This window comes from Tenacibaculum sp. FZY0031, from assembly GCF_036350695.1.
In the GTDB taxonomy this organism is placed as follows: domain Bacteria; phylum Bacteroidota; class Bacteroidia; order Flavobacteriales; family Flavobacteriaceae; genus Polaribacter.
This window is the reverse complement of sequence record NZ_JAZDVY010000005.1, coordinates 278,760-295,982: the sequence shown is the minus strand read 5'-3', so window position 1 is coordinate 295,982 and position 17,223 is coordinate 278,760. Positions and strand designations below refer to the sequence as shown.

Sequence of the window (17,223 nt, the reverse complement as noted above, 5' to 3'; positions counted from 1 at the left end):
ACCTAATAATAATTGTTGAGAGATTATAAAAGTGTGTATGAATATTTGCTATAGAATAATAATTATTGTGATTAAATAAAGAATTTAGAAAAACTCACAACAAAACAAGTTTTTTATGAATAAATCTTAAATTAAGTAATCATGTTATAGTAGTAACATCTTGATTTTCAGTCTGTTTTATCAAGTTGGTTAGGTGACTTATAACTTAGTAGCGTTCTCTTATTATTTAGAGAAATAATTTGCTAAAAATTGTTGATAAAATTTTTATTCCTACAACATTCTTGCTCAAATTTAATTTGTAGCATAAGGTATATAATCATGTATAATCAATTAAAAAATAAATTTTATTATGAAAACAAAACTAGTATTTAATGTTTCAGTTTTTGAATCTATTTCAGAAAATGTAGAAAACAAATTAATTGGAGGGTTTTCCCAGAGTTTTTCATCTTCTACAAAAGAAGAGTTTGAAACAACTAATAATTGTCGAGGAGGAAATTGTAGTACTGGGTGTGGTGATGGTCCAATAGGACAAAATAAGGGGTGTAATGTAGCAGCCGGTTGCGGTGCTAACTAGAATCAAATTATTAATAAATCAATAAAATTATTGTTATGACAAATAATGTAAGATTATCACTTAGTGTCTCAAATTTTGAGCCTATTTCAGAGAATACAGAGAATAAATTAATAGGAGGTTTTTCTCAAAGTATTTCATCATCTATAAGACGTGAAAACCCTTCTGCAAATAATTGTGAAGGTCAGAACTGTGCTTCAGGCTGTACTGGTGGCGATCCGCAAAACACAAAGTGTAATACTGTGACTAATTGTGGTGGGTCTTTTAGTGGTAGTTGGTAGAATTAGTACATTCCTAAATATAGTAAAGTAAGAATAGTAAACTAAACCTTGGTGATAAACACTTTTTATCATCAAGGTATACTAATTTATTCTCATAAGTTTTGGAAAACAAATTAATAGAATGGTTTTCTATAAAGTGTGCTTCTTATATTAAATAAAAAAAGAAAAGAAAGAAATAACTGTATAAGTAATTGTATACCTGTTCGTTCTAGTCTAAGTACAGGTTTAATTCGAGTTTCTAAGAACAAATAAATATTATGAAAAAATTATCGTTTGATATTTCGATTTTTGAATCTATTTCAGAAAATTCAGAAAGTAAATTAATTGGAGGATTTACACAAAGTTTTTCGTCCTCTTTTATAAAAGAGGACGAAACAGCTAATAATTGTCTAGGAGGAAATTGTAGTGCAGGTTGTGGTGCATCTAACAATTGTTTAGGAACTGGAGGTAATGGGTGTTGTATACCTGACCATCCTTCTCAATAAAATATAAAATCAATATATATAATATTAATTTAAATAAAAATATTATATTTTAATTAAAAAAAAATTACATGAAGTATAGTCAATTTAATTCAATAATTTCCATTGATAATGTTTTTTATTTGTATAATTCTTTTATACAAAAATTTATAGTTATAGACCCTTTATTAAAGGATTTATTAGAATCTGCTGTCATTGAAGGTATAGATGGATTAGAAGAAATCCATCCTGATTTTTTTTCATATTTAAAATCAGAAGGTTTTTTGATACCAAAAGAAACAGATGAAGTAGGTAAGATTAAGGAAATCGTAAAAAATGTTGATGAAAATGTAGATAGCTTTTTTCTAACTATAAACCCAACCATGAATTGTAACTTTAAGTGTTGGTATTGTTATGAAACTCATATAAAAAAATCGAGCTTTTCAGATAAAATGATAAATAAAGTAAGTAGGTTTATTGAAAAAACAACTCAAAAACCTAAGATGAATTACTTAAGTTTAGCTTTTTTTGGAGGTGAACCTCTTTTATATTTTAAAAGAGATGTAACTCCAGTGATTAAAAAACTTCAAAAAGAGTGTCGTGAAAACTTAGTAGATTATTCTATTAGTTTTACTACAAATGGTTATTTAATAGATGATTACTTTATAAACTTCTTTAAATCTCATGAGATAACTCCATCTTTACAAATTACCTTAGATGGTTACGGGAAGAAGCATGACGAAGTAAGGTACGTTACAAAAACAAAGGGTTCATATGTTGAAATCGTTAATAATATAAAACTTCTTCTTAATAATGGTTTCCCTGTTAGGTTGAGAATTAATTACACAAAAGACAATATTGATGACGCTTATAAAATAGCAGATGAATTTGATGATATAGATTTAAAAACAAAAAAAGAGTTTTTGTTGATTGATTTGCATAGAGTATGGCAAGATTCGGGTAATGAAGATATCCCTAACATTGTTAATAAGAACATCCAATATATTAAATCTAAGAAAATTCCTGTAAAACATAATTCTCCTAATAATGTTGTTGAATCATGTTACGCTGATAAAAGAAATAGTGTAGTAATAAATTATAATGGAGACATATATAAGTGTACAGCTAGAGACTTCACTAAAGAGAATAGGGCTGGTTATCTAACTGATGAGGGTGACTTAACTTGGGAAAATGATTATCTTGAAAGAAGAATGGATGTTAAATTCAAGAATAATCCATGTTTAACATGCAGATTATTGCCAATTTGTAATGGGGGATGTTCTCAACATGCTATGGAAGCTTTAGAAGAGGGAGGACGTGGAGAATATTGTATTTATGATGGAGATGATAAATTAAAAGATGATGTTGTTAAATCAAAAATAGAAGAGATTATAGGGTCTTTAGAACTTAATGAAGCTTAAATTTATTAATCAATTAGAAAGCAACGATTGTGGTCCTGCTTGTTTAGCAATGGTTACTAGTGCTCATGGCAAAAATGTTAGTTTAAAAGAAGCTAAAAAGATATGTGAAGTTACTCGAATGGGAGTATCTGTAAAAGATATTTTAAATGGAGGGGAAAAACTAGGGTTTCAAAGTCATGGGTTAAAATTGAAAGAAGAAGATTTATCGAAAATACCACTTCCTTCAATTTTATATTGGAAACAAGACCACTTTGTTGTTTTATATAAAATAAGAGAAGGAAAGAAAAAAAAGAGCTACCATATCGCAGATCCTGGGTATGGTAAAACTGTAATCGATGACGAGCTATTACAAAAAGAATGGTTAGGTAACCAACCTAAAGGTGTAGCACTAGTTTTTCAAAAAAATGATGAAAAATCATTAATCTCTTTTAACACTGAGATTAGGAAAAAAAGAATAACTCCAATTTTAAAAATACTTCTTAACTTTATAAAAAGTAATAACGTTAAGTACTTTTTTTCACTATTCCTTTTGTTAATTGGTTTAGGATCCAATTGGTTAATTCCAATAATTTTTCAAAAAGTAATAGATGATGGAATATTAGCAAAATCAATCGACTTGGTATTGATTTTACTTCTTTCTCAACTTTTTCTATTTCTGGGTAATTTCTGTTCTCGTTTTTTTAGCGATTATTTATTAACTAAATTTAACTTTAAACTTTCTATTATTCTCAAAGAAAGTTTTTTGTTCAAATTAATGAAATTACCAGTTAATTATTTTGATACTAGATTAAATACAGATACTTTACAAAGACTTACTGATTTATCTACCATTCAATCATTTTTAACATGGAAAGGAATAAGTTTTGGAATAAACACCTTAAACTTAATTGTTTTCAGTTTCATATTATTATACTTAGATGAAACTGTTTTTATTATATACCTTGTTTTGAGTACTCTTTCTATAGTTTGGGTTTCATTTTTTTTGAAAAAAAGAGCAGCAATAGAATATTCAATGTTCATAAGGCAATCCGATAATAGTAATAGTTTGTATGAATTCATAATGAACATGCCTGAAATAAAGATTAATCAAGCGCAAAATTCAATTATTTCTAAAATTATCCAAATTCAAGAAAAACTGAATGAGCTCCAACTTAAATCATTATTTTTAAACATGTACCAATTGTCAGGCGCAAATTTTATTCTAAAATTAAAAGAATTAACCGTAATTGCTTTTTGTGCATATTCTATTATTGGCAATAACATGTCTATAGGAACGTTATTAAGTATATCTTATATTATTGGACAATTGAGTGGACCTATAATTAATCTAATAAATAATTTAAGAGATGTTCAAGATGCTAGTATTGCTAAAAGAAGAGTTGATGATGTATATGAAACAAAGAATGAGGAGACGGATGAAGATAAAAAAATAAAAGAGATTGAAATTGAGGACATAGAGTTAAAATCTGTCTCTTTTAAATATCCAGGAAGCTTTAACCCATTCGTTATAAATGACCTATCAATTACTATTCCCAACAATAAGATTACAGCTATTGTTGGTACTAGCGGTAGTGGAAAAACAACGCTAATGAAATTATTGATGAAATATTATACTCATAACTCGGGCGAAATAAAAATGGGAAATGTTGATTTTGAAAAATTTCATTCTGATGCTTGGCGGCAAAAATGCGGAGTGGTATTACAAGATGGACATATTTTTTCAGGATCAATAAAGTATAACATTACGCTATCTAATGATAAGGAAATTAATATAAATGCTTTAAAAAATGCGCTTAAAATTGCTTGCTTAGAGGAGTTAGTCACATCTTTACCTTTAGGGATAGAAACAAAAATAGGAAATGTAGGGATTCAATTAAGTGGGGGACAGAATCAAAGGGTATTAATTGCTAGAGCTGTTTATAAAAATCCAGAATTCATTTTTTTTGATGAAGCTACTAGTGCATTGGATGCTAACACCGAAAAGAGTATCCTGAACAATTTAAACAATTTTTTTAAAGGAAAAACAGTTGTGGTAATCGCTCATAGGTTGAGCACCGTTAAAAATGCAGATCAAATAATTGTAATTGAAAACGGAAGATTAATTGAAAAAGGAATTCACGATGAATTAATCCAATCTAAAAGTCAATATTATTCATTGGTTAAAAATCAATTAGAATTAGGTAGTTAAATACTCCGTTTTAAATTAATTTACTATGAAATTTATAAAAATAATTACGTTTACATTTTTGGTAATAACAGTAAAAGTAGTTAATGCCCAAAAAAGTGCATCTATTATGAGAACAATCTATGTTGCTGGTTTAGTTTTTGACTATAATAACCTTAAACCTATTTCAGGTATTGATATTTATAATAAATCAAATGAGTTTTTAGTTAAAACTGATGAGAGAGGTTATTTTAAAACTCAATTACATGTTAAAAAAACTGGAGAAATTTATTTTTCCTTAATTATTAAAGGGGAAAAATTCAAAACTATTATTCAAAGTGAACACTGGGGAGATATACAAGGAAATCTTAAAGCTATTTATTATTTTGGTTTGACAGATAAAAATAATAAAGACAAACCATTTTCAGAATTATCTCATAAAATCAGAGATACATCCTACGAAATAATTATAGAAGGATTTAAAGAAGTAAAAGAGAAAATTAATCTTAATAATAAAATACAAGAAAATTTAAAAGGAAATGAAAATGTTTTTATAGTAGTTGATGGCAATTATTATATTGTAAATGAAACTGGAAGGATAAAATTAAAATCTAAAGAGGACTTAATTTCAATAAATAATAATGAATACATTCCTGCTCATAAAGTAAATTCTATTTTAAAAAGAAATGAAATTAAAAATATGAGTAATTCTAATTCAAAAAATGCTTCTGTGATAATTTATACAAAAAAATAATAATTTTATCAAAAATATATCTGAAAACCATGACGGATTAAATGTATCCTATACAAGTTTAATTAAAATATCAATATATTTTGGATGTGGCACTTTTTGATTGAGTTCCCACGAAGACAAATACATTTGATCAATCCCTAGTAATTGGGCTATATTATACTGTACTTGTTTACGCATCAATCGTACTTTACGAATATGCTCTCCTAAAGTCGTGGGCTTTGTGATTGGTTGGATTTTTTTAGGTATTTTAGCCTTTGACGTAAAACTACAAATGGGTAACTTTGAGTATAGCCATTGTTGACAGCAGTATTTTTATCCTTTCCAAAACTGCCACCATTTTTTATCCAATTCTTCGCTTTTTACCTCAGATTCTCTTAATTCAATCTCTTGTTGTTCTTTTTTTTGTATCTAGCTATATTTTCAGCGATTTGTTCTTCCTATTTTTCATCTTTAAGTCTTTCTCCTCTGTATATGTTCCGTTATCTTTTCTCAACTCTTTTGAACCAGAAAATGAAATATCCGCTGACCCAACATCAATTACTCTTTCTTTATGCATAATTACACCTAATCCGTGTTCTTCATCCCAAGGACAACCACATTCAAAGCCTAAATAACTATAATCGTCCTTTTGATCATCAAGTATATGTATATTCCCAATTCCGATAATTTTCTTTACATCTTCTATACTTTTTAGTTCAGGAAAACCATATTCTTCGTCATATTCCTTAATGCTATAAATTTCCATTAATTTAGGATAATGTTTAACAATTCCGTTACAAAATGAATTCAGAAGTTTTTCTTGATTCTCATAAAAGTAGTTTATGGCATTTTTTTGAAAACCTTGTGGTTTGTCAAAGTCATATTCTTGAACATAAACTCCAACATAGCCATTAGAATCACTCGGTATTGCAGAAGAATAAAGACCAGTTTCTCTAAATTTTTTAATTCTTTTGAACTCTTCTTCTAAATACCATTCTTCTCCTTTTTCAAAATTTAGTTCAATCATAGTGTTTTCTATATTACTGTCAACGGTCTCGTATAACCGTCAGTTATGGGATTAAAGTTAATGATTTTCGGTTTGGCACTGACCTTAGCAATTCTGAGTGGATTCGGACGTAATCGAATTCGTCGTGATTATGATTATATATTGTTAGGTTTACGTTATTTTATTCAAAATATTATCTATATGCCAAATCAATCGTTGTTTACTACCATTATCTAAAGCTCTTTGTCCCGACAACATTGAAGAGAAAAAGACATAAGAGTTTATTTTGGAATTATTTATAATTTTATCTGTACCTAAACTATAATCAAATTCAAAATCATATCCCATCCAAACTCCAAAATTCTTCCCCTTTTTCTCATATTTATCTCTCCCTAAAAAGTGTCTTGCAGCAGTATTTGATACAACCATAATTTTAGGGTTTAAATATTCAAGAATTTGTTTAGATATAGTTAATTGTTTGTTAATGAATTTATTTCCTTCTTCTGTTTTTAATAATTGGTTTTTAATAAAGGATTGTTGTGTTTCTCGAAAAACCAACATATCTAAATGAGACCAGGTAAGGCTCTTAAGACCTGTTCTTTTATCATCAAGCTCTTTTATTATATTGTTAAAAGGTTTAAAGTAGTTTAAATTTTCAACATCTTTTTTACTATAGAATAGTCCTTTGGATTTATCACCTCCATAAGAAGGGTTGATACCTACAAATAAAATATCTATATTTTTTTGGTTTTCATCAAATTGGAAAACAAAACCTCTATCTAAAAGATTGTCTTCACTTGTAGATGTAGAATTATTTATGGAGGTTTCAATGTATTCATTCCAAACTTCTTGATACTTTTTAACTAAATCTTGTCCTTTCATAATTTTTTTCTAATGAAATCTAACTAGTTTATATACATAATAAAATCACTATTACATTCCTATAATGGTAGAGTAAGGAAAAGTTTTAGCAATTTTTCCTCTAAATATAAAAAAAAGTAAGATAAAAAAATGTGACTTTTTTATCGGGTCAACACACGAAGCCTAATCAGGTCAACACACGAAGCCTAATCAGGTCAACACACGAAGCCTAATCAGGTCAACACACGAAGCCTAATCAGGTCGACACACGAAGCCTAAGGGGAGTGGTACCAAACATTAAAAAGATTACATATCGTATTGTGTAGAAAAATGTTAGTTAGTATGTTACATGTATAATTTTGGTTTTAAGAAGCAATAGTATGTATAGTATTACACAAAGTGTTTTACTCATCTTCAAGTATGATAGTTGCAATTTGTGAGTTAATTTGATTGGGTCTAATAGTCCAGTTTAAAGCACCATTAGTCAACAAAATAACTGTAACATTTTGATTGGTTTTTTCGTTCCAGTAATGTCTGAAAGAAGAAATACCAGCTCCTCCATGTCCAACCATTCTATAACCATCTTGAAGTCTATAAGACTCCCAACCTAATCCAAAATAGCCATCTTTTCCATTTTTTAACTTTACAGGAGTCCAAACTCTTTCGAGTTGTTTTTTTGTGATTATTTTTTCTTTCTGAATGGCTTGAAACCATTTAACTAAATCATCTATTGAGATATTTAAACCAGCACCAGCATACATAGGAGAAGAATAATTTAGAGGAAACATTTCTAAACTTCCATTTCTTTTTTGGTAGCAAGTCACCCTATTAGGAATAACTTTTTTAAATCCACCGTACTTAGCTGAGCTTAAATTGAATTTGTCGAAATATTCAGTTTGCATATAGGATTCAAAATCCTGATTTGCCAATTTTTCAATTATAGCACGAACTAGTAAAAAACCTGTTGCATTATATTTAGACTCCGTTCCTGGCTCAGAACTAAAGGGTTTGTCTCTAAGAGCATCAATAACACTTTTTTCACTATCAGGAGCTAAATAGATTTGATAATCTATTTGGTCTGGAACACCAGAAGTATGAGATAGTAATTGTTTGAGAGTTAATTTTTTCCAAGACTCAGGTAAATCGTTTCTGTTAGGAAGAAAATCTTCTAAAGTTTCATTTACCTCTCGTTTATGAATGCTTACTAATTTATGAAGTGCAACCGAACTGAATAATTTGGATATTGAAGCAACAGGAAAAGACTTATCTATAGTCATAGGTACTTTAAGCTGCGCATGTGCTAAACCAAATGATTTTTTGTGTACTACTTTATTATCAATAAGGATTACGTAGTTTAACCCAATAATATTTAGGCTATCAATGGTGCTTTCTAAATAAGCATCAGTTTTACTATAAACACTTTTATCATTTTTTTGAGCATAAGATTTACCTATCAAACAAGTAATTAGTAATAGTTGTAAAATTAGTTTCATTAGTTTTATTTTTTTCAATGACAGATGAGATTTGAAATTGTTACAGTTTGTAAAAAAATAATGATTACTTTTTATTTGTTCATTGTTCCAAGAGTTGCTACTTTTTTCAACCATTTAGTTCTAAACTTTTCTTTTGAGAGTCTTATAGGACCAATAGTAGTAATTCGCACTTTTTTTACCCCTATATAGTGTAATGTTAGTTTTTTCATGGCATTATGACTCGGGCTTTTATAAAACCATTTATAGTACCAAGCAGGTTGGTCTAAGGTGCAAATTATTCTGGCTGATTTTCCTGTAAAACATTTATCCCACCATAAAGAGTTTTCTCTTTTGTTAAAAGCAAAACCAGGGAGTAAAACCCGATCTAAAAAACCTTTCATAATTGCAGGTACTGAGCCCCACCAAATAGGATATACCAATACTAAGTGGTCTGCCCATTTTAGTTTTTCTTGTGCCTCTAATAAGTCAGGTTCAAGTTCTGTTCGTTTTCGATAGCCAAATTGAAGGTTGGGGTTAAAGTTTAATTCCCGGATGTTTATTTCCTGTATTTCAGCAGTCGATTTCTTAGCGCCTGTTTTATAAGCTTCAGAAAGGGCATAATTAAAACTTTCCTTATCTGGATGTCCGTTTATAATGAGTATCTTCTTCATTTATCTTAAAAAATAGGTTTTAATGTTGCTTCAAATTGAGAACCTGTTAAGTTTTCTGTTTTAAAAAACTTATACAGTATAAAACACGTAGGTATTGTTAAAAAGGCTGTGCAGATTATAAAAGTGCTAAGGCTACAAAATATGCCTAAAATTTGGGTGCTAGCTTCTCCTATATAGGAAGCGATATTGTTTTGCGGATTCTTAAAGTAGATATAAACCGATAAGGCATACTCATAAAACCGAATTGAAGTTTCGTAGATTAACCAAGCGGGGTAAAACCACTTTCTAATAGGTTCCCACCATTTTCCCCAGATTGACTTTAGTTGTTGTTCGTTGTTATCTTCCATTGTTATTGTATTTGTTAGCAAAATTGCTGTAAATGGAAGGCTTACCATTTGATATAAATCAAATTCGTTTTTTGGGGTTTCTTATCCTGCTCAACGTTTCCAGAGTTATTCCTAAATAAGAGGCAATATGTGTAAGTGGAATTCTGTTGGTTATAAAAGGGTAAATACTTAGTAGGTGTTTATACCTTTCTTCTGCTTTGTTGAATTGAATGGTGTATAAGCGCTCGCAAAGTCCCAACATGGTTTCAGTGACTATTTTACTAATTAAGCGTTCAAAATCGTGATGCTTTTGAGAAAGCTTATCAACCGTATCTTTTGAAAATTCCAAAACGGTTGAATCTTCAATAAATTCAACATAGTGTGGACTCGGTTCGTTACTAAAAAAGCTAACGATGGAAGCCATAAACTGATTTTCGAAAGTAAACCAATCAGAAATATCTTTACCATCTTTTAGGTAGTATGCTCTTGAACATCCTTGTACAATAAAAAAGACTTTTTTAGAGAATTGCCCTTCTCGTACAACAATGTCCCCTTTTTTATATATACAAACTTTTGAACTGGTAATTAATTCTTGTTGACACTCAGTAGATAGCGGAGTGTAGGTTTCCTCAACCGTTTTAAAGACTTCTTTATAATTCATCCTCTCTCATTAGTAGCTTCAAACCTACTATTTTTTTACCAAGTTCAAAAGTTATGCGTGTTAAGATGCTGTGTTTTTAAGAAGGATTGGTAACACCATAATTTTTCATTAAAAAGTCTAAAGAAAATCCTAGTTTTAAATACATTTCTTTTGCCATTTCAGAGGCTTGTAACGTAGCTAAGGATAAGTTGTTGTCAATAGCTTTATTCAATGTGTGACGCATAATTTCGGTAGCAAAACCTTGTTTTCTCTTTTCAGGAATAATACCTAAACTGTGCAAGCCAGCAATTGTATTAGTAGTGTATAAAATTACGGTGCCTACAAGTTCTTGTTCAAAATAAACAAGATAGTAGGGGATGGTTTCTTTGGTTTTTAAAATGGTTGCTGTATTTATTTCGTAATTAAAGGCTTTAAAAAAGGCGTTGCTCCAAATGTCAGCTTCTTCTGTGTTTTCTACTCTTTTAAAGTCGATGTGTCTTTGCGTTTCGAACTTTTCGTTTAGCTCTAAACTCATTCCGTATTGTGTTGACTTTAACTGAATTTTAGCGTCAAGTTCCATATTATTTTCTTGATAGGGTAGTGTAAATAAAGAAAATGTAAAATGGTTGTCTTTGTTTATCATTTGCTTTTGTATCTCCTTTAGCTGATTTTCAGAAGGAGAGAGGTTGGTCCAAATTCTATTAGGCCATTGGGCATTTTCGATATAAGCGCTTTCAAAAGATGTTTCTTTATGATGTCCTCGATATGGAGCTACAGCAGTTTTCCATAAAGAGGTTAAATTGTGAATGTTTGATACTATTTTTTTCATTTTGAGTTGATTAAAAGAATACTAATTGCCATGAAAATAATTCCAATACATTTTTTGGTAGTTATAGGCTCAACAGGCAGGTTTAACCAACCAAATTTTCCTGCGAATAACGAAAAAATCAATTGACCGCATAGTCCAAAAGCAATCATTTTTGAAATTCCTAGCTTTGGTATGGTGTAAAAATAAAGAGAAATACCAATCATGCTAAAAAGTCCGCCAATAAACCATAAATACCAAGGTACTTGTTGTGCTGTAGTTAGTTGAATACTTTCTTCTTTGAATAGCAAGATGGATAAGCACCCAAAAACAGCGCTGGCTATAGAGGTGGCTATAACAGCAATAACAGGTTGCTTTACAATAGCACCTAATTGCGTGTTAAATCCTGCTTGAACAGCCAGAGATACTCCACCAATAAAGGCCAAAAAGTATAAAAAGAATATTTTCATACTGCAAAGATGGAAAGGAAATAACACCTTTTTCTTTACATATGTTGATTGCTATACAGTTTTTTTAATGCTCTTACGTATTCGGCTTAATTGAGTAGGAGTGATGCCTAAATGAGAGGCTATATAGTGTAACGGTATTCTATTTTCTATGTTGGGGTTAGCGTTTACAAAATCGAGATACCGTTCTTTAGCTTCTTTTAAAACAATGTCAATTTCTCGTTTTTCTTTATCAATCACCCAGTTCTTTTCAAGATAAGCGATGTAAAAGTTTTGCAAGTCTTGGTTTTCCTTAATAAGTTGTCTGTAGGTGTCATACGGAAAATTAATAATGGTTGAGTCTTCTATAACCTCTAGAGAAAACTGAGAAGGTGTGTTGGTAAGTGACGATACTACAGAACCTATAAAACTACCTGATAAAAAGATGTTTTTATGATATACCGTACCGTTTTTATGTAAAAAACACGAAACTACAGCTCCTTTGTAAAGAACATGAACGTGTTTTGATACCTTACCAAAAGGTAATAGGGTGCTTCCTTTTTTTAAATCATGAATTTTTGCAGCTGAAAACAAAGAAGAAATCGCCTCGTCACTCACCGTAGCATAACGATTAAAAACGCTTGTTAAAAAGGTTTTATGTTCATTAGGTTGATTCATTATTCGTTTAGGTGTTTTTAATTTGAATAATCTGTGCCGCAATACTTACCGCTATTTCTTCTGGGGTTTCACTTTTTATAGAAAGCCCTATAGGTGCGTGAACGTTGTTTAATTCTTCTTGAGTAACTCCTTTATTTTGCAAAACTTCCCACATCGTTTGCAACTTTGCTTTGCTACCCAAAACGCCTAGAAATTGATAGTTGTTTTTTATCAACTTACTCAATACCAACTTGTCATCAGTGTATGTATTAGTCATAATGGCTACATAGCTTGAAGAAGATTCTTCTATGTAGTTTTCAATATCTTTATAATCAATAACCTGTTTTTTATGAGCGGTTTGGTTATTTTCTAAGGTGTTGAGGTTTTCTCGATTGTCAAAAATCACCACATAGAAACCAAGTTTTACAAAGAGTTCAGAAACAGCAACTCCTACATGACCACCACCTACAATGTACAAGGTTTCTTTAAAGCCAATATGTTCTTTAAAATACCAATCTTCTTTCGAGTTGATGGTATATTCAAACTGACTTTCTAGAACATCAGGAGTAAAATCAAATAGGGTAGGAGATAAATGTAAAGTTCCTTTTTTACCGTGTTGTAAAGAAGAAATAATGGTTGAGATTATTGAAACATGCTTAGCATCTAAGCAATGAAAGGCTACCGTTTGTTCACCAGAACAAATCATACCCGAACCATCTTTGATAGTTCCTTTATGAATTTGTTTTTTGATGAATATTAGCGGATTCTCTTGTTGTACTAGTTGTTTGGCCTCTTCAACGAGCGCAAATTCCATCACACCACCACCTACAGAACCGAAAATAAAACCATCTTCAGCAATTAGCATTTTAAAGCCTTTTCGGCCTGGAGAACTACCAAGGTTTTCAATTACCGTTAGTAGGTATACCTTCTGTTTGTTTTGAAGTTTTGTATATAACTGTTGCCAGAATTTCATAAAAGCTTAGTTAAAAATGGTTTCGCTTAGGGCATAATAAATAGCCATTAGTGCAGAAAAAATAGCACTGGCTAAAAAACGCCAATCGAGTTTTACTTTATTTTGAATGATAAAATTAGCGATAAACGAAATAGGAATGTTCACTAAAAACGACCAACAAGCAACAATGAATAAGTTACTGGTTATTTGTTCAAAGTTCCCAGAAAATAGCTTGATAAACAGCAAATGTCTAAAAATCCAAAGTGGATTAAAGTACGCAATGGCTAATAGGGTTTTTGCGAGTGTTTTTTTGAGTCCGCTATTGTTTGCTGTCTTTTTTTCTATCCAATTAAAATAATTAGGGATTTCAAAAGCATAAACAGTAGCACCAATAAGTACCATTCCGAGAAGTCTGTATATTGAAAACTCGTTTAGTAAAAGGGATGCAATGGTATCTCCGATGCTATAAATTAAAGCACCCCTAAATATATTCTGTTTGGTGTATTGTAGTTTGATACCTATTTATTTTGAATTAAGTCACCTTTAATCGGTGAGTAATTGGTTTTTTCTTTGTTATTAACCAAAGCTTTGTCAAAGTAACACTTAACTCCGTCTGCACTGTTTATACTTTCAATATTTTGAATGTGAAAATGTAAGTGTGGGTAGTAAGATTTTCCAGAGTTACCAACCTGAGCAATAATTGTTCCTTTAGTAACAATATCTCCTGTTTTCACTTTAATAGAGTTGTTTTTTAAATTACCAAAGAACAAAAACTCATTGTTGTTGGTTTTTAATATAATGGAATTTCCAGCTGCATAATAACGGTTAATATGACCTGGGTCATTATCTTTAATTCCATCAATAACGGAGATAATTTCACCATTTATGGGGGCTAAAACATTTTTGCCAAAAGAGTAATAGTTTTCGTTTTTATGTCTTTGTCCGTTATGAACTTTTTTGTTGTCATCAATTAAAACAAAATCAAAAGCTTTTTTTTGTGGATTAACATCATAATGATTGTTATCACTTTTAGCATCTCCTCCTTGTGCTACGTACCAAACTCCTTCATCGAAAGGTAAAGCTATTTTTGATATGTTTTTTTCTAAATAGGGGTTGTCTCTATAAACAAAACCTCCTAGTTTGTTTAGGATTTGATTATCTGGATATAATTTAAAACGTTGGTTTCCTTTTTCAAAATTAACATTAAACCTCACAGAATTATTAGCAGTTTCAACATAAGAGAAACTAGTTATTTTTCCATAGGTAAAATTCATCTTGTTTAAAAGAGAATCCCATTTTTTTCTCGGGACATTCTTTTGAAACCTAGCGGCAAATCTGTTATATATTTTACGATACTGTTGTTTGTTATAGTTTTCTTGAAAATGAACCATAAACTCACCAGTTCTTATTTTTTTACTTTGTCCTAAGAGACTTAAACTAATTGTACTAATTGCTAGCACAAAGAATATTTTCTTATTCATAAACAGTATTAATTTTTCTATTTTTCATACAATCCCATCAACACTTTTTCGGGTGTAAAAGGAGCGTGGAATTTTAATTTATAATTAGGGTTGAAAGCTTTCACCGCTTGCTGAATGGCAAAATAAGCTCCAATTCCATACATTAATGGAGGTTCACCAACTGCTTTCGATTTTTTAATAGCCATTTGATTCCCTTCCGTTTTTAACGGAATGGTTTCTATTGTTTTGGGTGCCGAAAAAATATCAGGTACCTTGTAGGTAGACAACGCATTCGAGAGTAATCGTCCGTCATTATTATAGGCAATTTCTTCTAGAGTCATCCAACCAATTCCTTGTGCCAAAGCACCTTCAACTTGCCCTAAATCAATACCCATATTCATACTTTTACCAAAGTCGTGTACAATTTTTACGCTGTCAATTTCATAATTACCACGGATACAATCTACCGTAACTGTTGTGATGGCAGTACCGTATACATGGTAAGCAAACGGATGTCCTTTTTCTTTGGTTTTATCAAAATGAATAACTGGTGTAGCATAATGTGCATTTTCAGAAAGTGCCACACGACGTAGCATCGCTTCAGCAATTAAAGCTTCCCAGGTTAGCTCTGATTTATGATCATTTGTAAAAATAAAATTCTCTTTGAAGGAGATGTTTTTTTCTTCGGAAGAAAGCATGTCAGCGGCAACTTTTGTTAGTCGTTCAACTAACGAATTACAAGCCATTTCAACTGCTTTTCCGTTAAGGTCGGCAGTAGAACTCGCAGCAGAAGGTGAGGTGTTGGCAACACGCGTAGTATTCGTTGTCTCCAGTTTAACCTTATCTGCCGAAATTCCTAAAACACTTTGTGCTACTTGCAACATTTTAGTGTTTACACTTTGTCCCATTTCCACAGCAGCTGTAGAGACGCCAACACTTCCATCTTGATAAATATGTATCAATGCACGTGCATGGTTCATTGGGGTATTGGTAAATGAAATACCAAAAGCAATAGGCATTAATGAAATACCTTTTTTGTATCGGTCATTTTTACTGTTAAAATCTGCAACTTCTTGCTCTAATTTTTCAAGTTGATATTGTTCTTTTGCACTCAACCAAGAATTCTGTGCTTGCACTTCGGTAGCAATTTGTCCGTAAGAAAACTCATCATTTTCAGCTAATAAATTGGTTTCTTGGATTTTTCTTTTGTTGATGCCTATTTTATCAGCGGCATCGGCAATAGCACTTTCAATGACAAACATACCTTGCGGACCACCAAAACCACGAAAAGCGGTATTAGGGGGTAAGTTGGTTTTACAGCTATACACGGTAGTACTCACATTCGGAACGAAATAGCTGTTCGTTGCATGAAACAAAGTCCTTTCAGCAATAGCAGGTGATAAATCAGCGGCGGCACCAGAGTTTTGTAAGAACTCTGCCTCAAAAGCTTTTATTTTTAGGTCTTTGGTCAGACCAATTTTATAAAATGAGGAATAGGGATGGCGTTTTCCTGTCATGCGTAAATCGTCATGACGATTCAGCATGTATTTAACCGGACGATTCAAATGCTGCACTGCCACAGCAGCCATCACTGCCCATGGAGTAGCTTGATCTTCTTTTCCTCCAAAACCACCACCTAAACGGATGACATCTACTTCAATTTTATGCATTGGGATACCCAACACTTTCGCCGCTGTTTTTTGTACAGCAGTAGGACCTTGCGTAGAGGAAGTAATTTTTATATTTCCGTTTTCTTGAGGAACCGCATAACAACCTTGTGTTTCGAGGTACAAATGCTCTTGTCCGTTTGAAAAAGTTTCGCCTTCAAACACATAGTCACATTCGGTAAAAGCATTTTGGGTGTCTCCTAAGTTAAATGAACGAGGAGCATTGATAAAACTTCCTTTTTCTTTGGCTTCTTTAGCGGTTGTGATTACAGGAAGTTCTTCAATATCTATGGTAATTAAAGCTCTCGCTTTTTTAGCAATGGCTTCACTTTTTGCAACGATAAACGCAATCGGTTGTCCCCAAAAATGGACTTCATCTTCTGCCCATAAAGGTTCATCGGGAATAATACCACCAATTTGATTTTCTCCTAAAACATCTTTATAGGTAAATATTTTGATAACGCCTTCTAGCGCTTCTGCTTTTGAATAATCTACCGATTTGATTTTTCCATGTGCTTTTGGCGAGTCAAACACCAAGCCGAATAAGGTATCCTGTCTCAGCATTAAATCGTCAACAAATAACGATTCTCCTCTAACATGTGTAAAACTGTCTATGTTCTTCATCGTTT

Annotated in this window: 20 protein-coding genes; 6 read left to right on the top strand and 14 right to left on the bottom strand. The window is 31.2% G+C overall.

From position 1 onward, the window contains the following. Positions 1-349: 349 nt before the first annotated feature. The 6 genes from V1T75_RS09200 to V1T75_RS09175 all read left to right on the top strand — a co-directional run bounded on the left by V1T75_RS09200 (position 350) and on the right by V1T75_RS09175 (position 5,652). Entirely contained in the window at positions 350-574 is a 225-nt protein-coding gene (locus V1T75_RS09200) for a hypothetical protein (protein WP_330488255.1), read from the top strand. A gap of 35 nt (positions 575-609) precedes the next feature. Further along, the gene (locus V1T75_RS09195; protein ID WP_330488254.1) at positions 610-852 is read left to right on the top strand and encodes a hypothetical protein; all 243 of its coding nucleotides are present in this window, start codon (positions 610-612) and stop codon (positions 850-852) included. 257 nt (positions 853-1,109) lie between these two features. Continuing rightward, entirely contained in the window at positions 1,110-1,337 is a 228-nt protein-coding gene (locus V1T75_RS09190) for a hypothetical protein (protein ID WP_330488253.1), read from the top strand. A 68-nt stretch (positions 1,338-1,405) separates the two neighbouring features. After that, positions 1,406-2,734: a radical SAM/SPASM domain-containing protein gene (locus tag V1T75_RS09185; RefSeq protein WP_330488252.1), complete on the top strand. Its 1,329-nt coding sequence runs from the start codon at positions 1,406-1,408 to the stop codon at positions 2,732-2,734. Continuing rightward, positions 2,724-4,922: a peptidase domain-containing ABC transporter gene (locus V1T75_RS09180; RefSeq protein WP_330488251.1), complete on the top strand. Its 2,199-nt coding sequence runs from the start codon at positions 2,724-2,726 to the stop codon at positions 4,920-4,922. Before V1T75_RS09185 ends, V1T75_RS09180 begins: the two co-directional genes overlap by 11 nt. A 25-nt stretch (positions 4,923-4,947) precedes the next feature. Further along, a complete protein-coding gene (locus V1T75_RS09175) occupies positions 4,948-5,652 on the top strand; it encodes a hypothetical protein (protein WP_330488250.1) in 705 nt (234 codons plus the stop codon). A 48-nt stretch (positions 5,653-5,700) separates the two neighbouring features. On the opposite strand, the gene V1T75_RS09170 is transcribed toward V1T75_RS09175, so the two are convergent. From V1T75_RS09170 to V1T75_RS09105, 14 genes are all read right to left on the bottom strand, one after another. Then, complete coding sequence (locus V1T75_RS09170; protein WP_330488249.1) at positions 5,701-5,829, bottom strand: hypothetical protein; 129 nt, start codon at positions 5,827-5,829, stop codon at positions 5,701-5,703. A 235-nt stretch (positions 5,830-6,064) separates the two neighbouring features. Then, a complete protein-coding gene (locus V1T75_RS09165; RefSeq protein ID WP_330488248.1) occupies positions 6,065-6,658 on the bottom strand; it encodes a DUF6985 domain-containing protein in 594 nt (197 codons plus the stop codon). A 150-nt stretch (positions 6,659-6,808) separates the two neighbouring features. Next, positions 6,809-7,519, bottom strand: coding sequence for a hypothetical protein (locus V1T75_RS09160; protein ID WP_330488247.1), 711 nt, complete (start codon positions 7,517-7,519; stop codon positions 6,809-6,811). Positions 7,520-7,902: 383 nt separating this feature from the next. Next, on the bottom strand, positions 7,903-8,991 hold the full coding sequence (locus V1T75_RS09155) for a serine hydrolase domain-containing protein (RefSeq protein WP_330488246.1): 1,089 nt from the start codon (positions 8,989-8,991) through the stop codon (positions 7,903-7,905). A 71-nt stretch (positions 8,992-9,062) separates the two neighbouring features. Next, the gene (locus tag V1T75_RS09150) at positions 9,063-9,641 is read right to left on the bottom strand and encodes an NAD(P)H-dependent oxidoreductase (RefSeq protein ID WP_330488245.1); all 579 of its coding nucleotides are present in this window, start codon (positions 9,639-9,641) and stop codon (positions 9,063-9,065) included. A 5-nt stretch (positions 9,642-9,646) separates the two neighbouring features. Continuing rightward, complete coding sequence (locus V1T75_RS09145; protein WP_330488244.1) at positions 9,647-9,988, bottom strand: hypothetical protein; 342 nt, start codon at positions 9,986-9,988, stop codon at positions 9,647-9,649. A gap of 58 nt (positions 9,989-10,046) precedes the next feature. After that, entirely contained in the window at positions 10,047-10,628 is a 582-nt protein-coding gene (locus V1T75_RS09140; protein ID WP_330488243.1) for a Crp/Fnr family transcriptional regulator, read from the bottom strand. Between the two features lie 76 nt (positions 10,629-10,704). Then, positions 10,705-11,436: a GNAT family N-acetyltransferase gene (locus V1T75_RS09135; RefSeq protein ID WP_330488242.1), complete on the bottom strand. Its 732-nt coding sequence runs from the start codon at positions 11,434-11,436 to the stop codon at positions 10,705-10,707. Beyond that, the gene (locus tag V1T75_RS09130; protein ID WP_330488241.1) at positions 11,433-11,882 is read right to left on the bottom strand and encodes a DMT family transporter; all 450 of its coding nucleotides are present in this window, start codon (positions 11,880-11,882) and stop codon (positions 11,433-11,435) included. Before V1T75_RS09130 ends, V1T75_RS09135 begins: the two co-directional genes overlap by 4 nt. A 51-nt stretch (positions 11,883-11,933) precedes the next feature. Next, positions 11,934-12,536: a Crp/Fnr family transcriptional regulator gene (locus tag V1T75_RS09125; RefSeq protein WP_330488240.1), complete on the bottom strand. Its 603-nt coding sequence runs from the start codon at positions 12,534-12,536 to the stop codon at positions 11,934-11,936. A gap of 7 nt (positions 12,537-12,543) precedes the next feature. Further along, on the bottom strand, positions 12,544-13,488 hold the full coding sequence (locus V1T75_RS09120; RefSeq protein WP_330488239.1) for an XdhC family protein: 945 nt from the start codon (positions 13,486-13,488) through the stop codon (positions 12,544-12,546). 6 nt (positions 13,489-13,494) lie between these two features. After that, the gene (locus V1T75_RS09115; protein ID WP_281980181.1) at positions 13,495-13,869 is read right to left on the bottom strand and encodes a hypothetical protein; all 375 of its coding nucleotides are present in this window, start codon (positions 13,867-13,869) and stop codon (positions 13,495-13,497) included. Positions 13,870-13,985: 116 nt separating this feature from the next. Continuing rightward, the gene (locus V1T75_RS09110; protein WP_330488238.1) at positions 13,986-14,948 is read right to left on the bottom strand and encodes a peptidoglycan DD-metalloendopeptidase family protein; all 963 of its coding nucleotides are present in this window, start codon (positions 14,946-14,948) and stop codon (positions 13,986-13,988) included. A 17-nt stretch (positions 14,949-14,965) separates the two neighbouring features. Further along, positions 14,966-17,218, bottom strand: a complete 2,253-nt coding sequence (locus V1T75_RS09105; protein ID WP_330488237.1) for a xanthine dehydrogenase molybdopterin binding subunit — start codon at positions 17,216-17,218, stop codon at positions 14,966-14,968. Between the last annotated feature and the right edge of the window lie 5 nt (positions 17,219-17,223).

Excerpts from the sequence above, each read along its gene's own strand:
- V1T75_RS09180 (WP_330488251.1), top strand. The coding sequence starts at position 2,724 with ATGAAGCTTAAATTTATTAATCAATTAGAAAGCAACGATTGTGGTCCT.
- V1T75_RS09140 (WP_330488243.1), bottom strand. The coding sequence starts at position 10,628 with ATGAATTATAAAGAAGTCTTTAAAACGGTTGAGGAAACCTACACTCCG.
- V1T75_RS09135 (WP_330488242.1), bottom strand. The coding sequence starts at position 11,436 with ATGAAAAAAATAGTATCAAACATTCACAATTTAACCTCTTTATGGAAA.
- V1T75_RS09175 (WP_330488250.1), top strand. The coding sequence starts at position 4,948 with ATGAAATTTATAAAAATAATTACGTTTACATTTTTGGTAATAACAGTA.
- V1T75_RS09155 (WP_330488246.1), bottom strand. The coding sequence starts at position 8,991 with ATGAAACTAATTTTACAACTATTACTAATTACTTGTTTGATAGGTAAA.
- V1T75_RS09150 (WP_330488245.1), bottom strand. The coding sequence starts at position 9,641 with ATGAAGAAGATACTCATTATAAACGGACATCCAGATAAGGAAAGTTTT.
- V1T75_RS09120 (WP_330488239.1), bottom strand. The coding sequence starts at position 13,488 with ATGAAATTCTGGCAACAGTTATATACAAAACTTCAAAACAAACAGAAG.
- V1T75_RS09190 (WP_330488253.1), top strand. The coding sequence starts at position 1,110 with ATGAAAAAATTATCGTTTGATATTTCGATTTTTGAATCTATTTCAGAA.
- V1T75_RS09115 (WP_281980181.1), bottom strand. The coding sequence starts at position 13,869 with ATGGTACTTATTGGTGCTACTGTTTATGCTTTTGAAATCCCTAATTAT.
- V1T75_RS09195 (WP_330488254.1), top strand. The coding sequence starts at position 610 with ATGACAAATAATGTAAGATTATCACTTAGTGTCTCAAATTTTGAGCCT.
- V1T75_RS09145 (WP_330488244.1), bottom strand. The coding sequence starts at position 9,988 with ATGGAAGATAACAACGAACAACAACTAAAGTCAATCTGGGGAAAATGG.
- V1T75_RS09110 (WP_330488238.1), bottom strand. The coding sequence starts at position 14,948 with ATGAATAAGAAAATATTCTTTGTGCTAGCAATTAGTACAATTAGTTTA.
- V1T75_RS09130 (WP_330488241.1), bottom strand. The coding sequence starts at position 11,882 with ATGAAAATATTCTTTTTATACTTTTTGGCCTTTATTGGTGGAGTATCT.
- V1T75_RS09200 (WP_330488255.1), top strand. The coding sequence starts at position 350 with ATGAAAACAAAACTAGTATTTAATGTTTCAGTTTTTGAATCTATTTCA.
- V1T75_RS09125 (WP_330488240.1), bottom strand. The coding sequence starts at position 12,536 with ATGAATCAACCTAATGAACATAAAACCTTTTTAACAAGCGTTTTTAAT.
- V1T75_RS09165 (WP_330488248.1), bottom strand. The coding sequence starts at position 6,658 with ATGATTGAACTAAATTTTGAAAAAGGAGAAGAATGGTATTTAGAAGAA.
- V1T75_RS09185 (WP_330488252.1), top strand. The coding sequence starts at position 1,406 with ATGAAGTATAGTCAATTTAATTCAATAATTTCCATTGATAATGTTTTT.
- V1T75_RS09105 (WP_330488237.1), bottom strand. The coding sequence starts at position 17,218 with ATGAAGAACATAGACAGTTTTACACATGTTAGAGGAGAATCGTTATTT.
- V1T75_RS09160 (WP_330488247.1), bottom strand. The coding sequence starts at position 7,519 with ATGAAAGGACAAGATTTAGTTAAAAAGTATCAAGAAGTTTGGAATGAA.
- V1T75_RS09170 (WP_330488249.1), bottom strand. The coding sequence starts at position 5,829 with ATGCGTAAACAAGTACAGTATAATATAGCCCAATTACTAGGGATTGAT.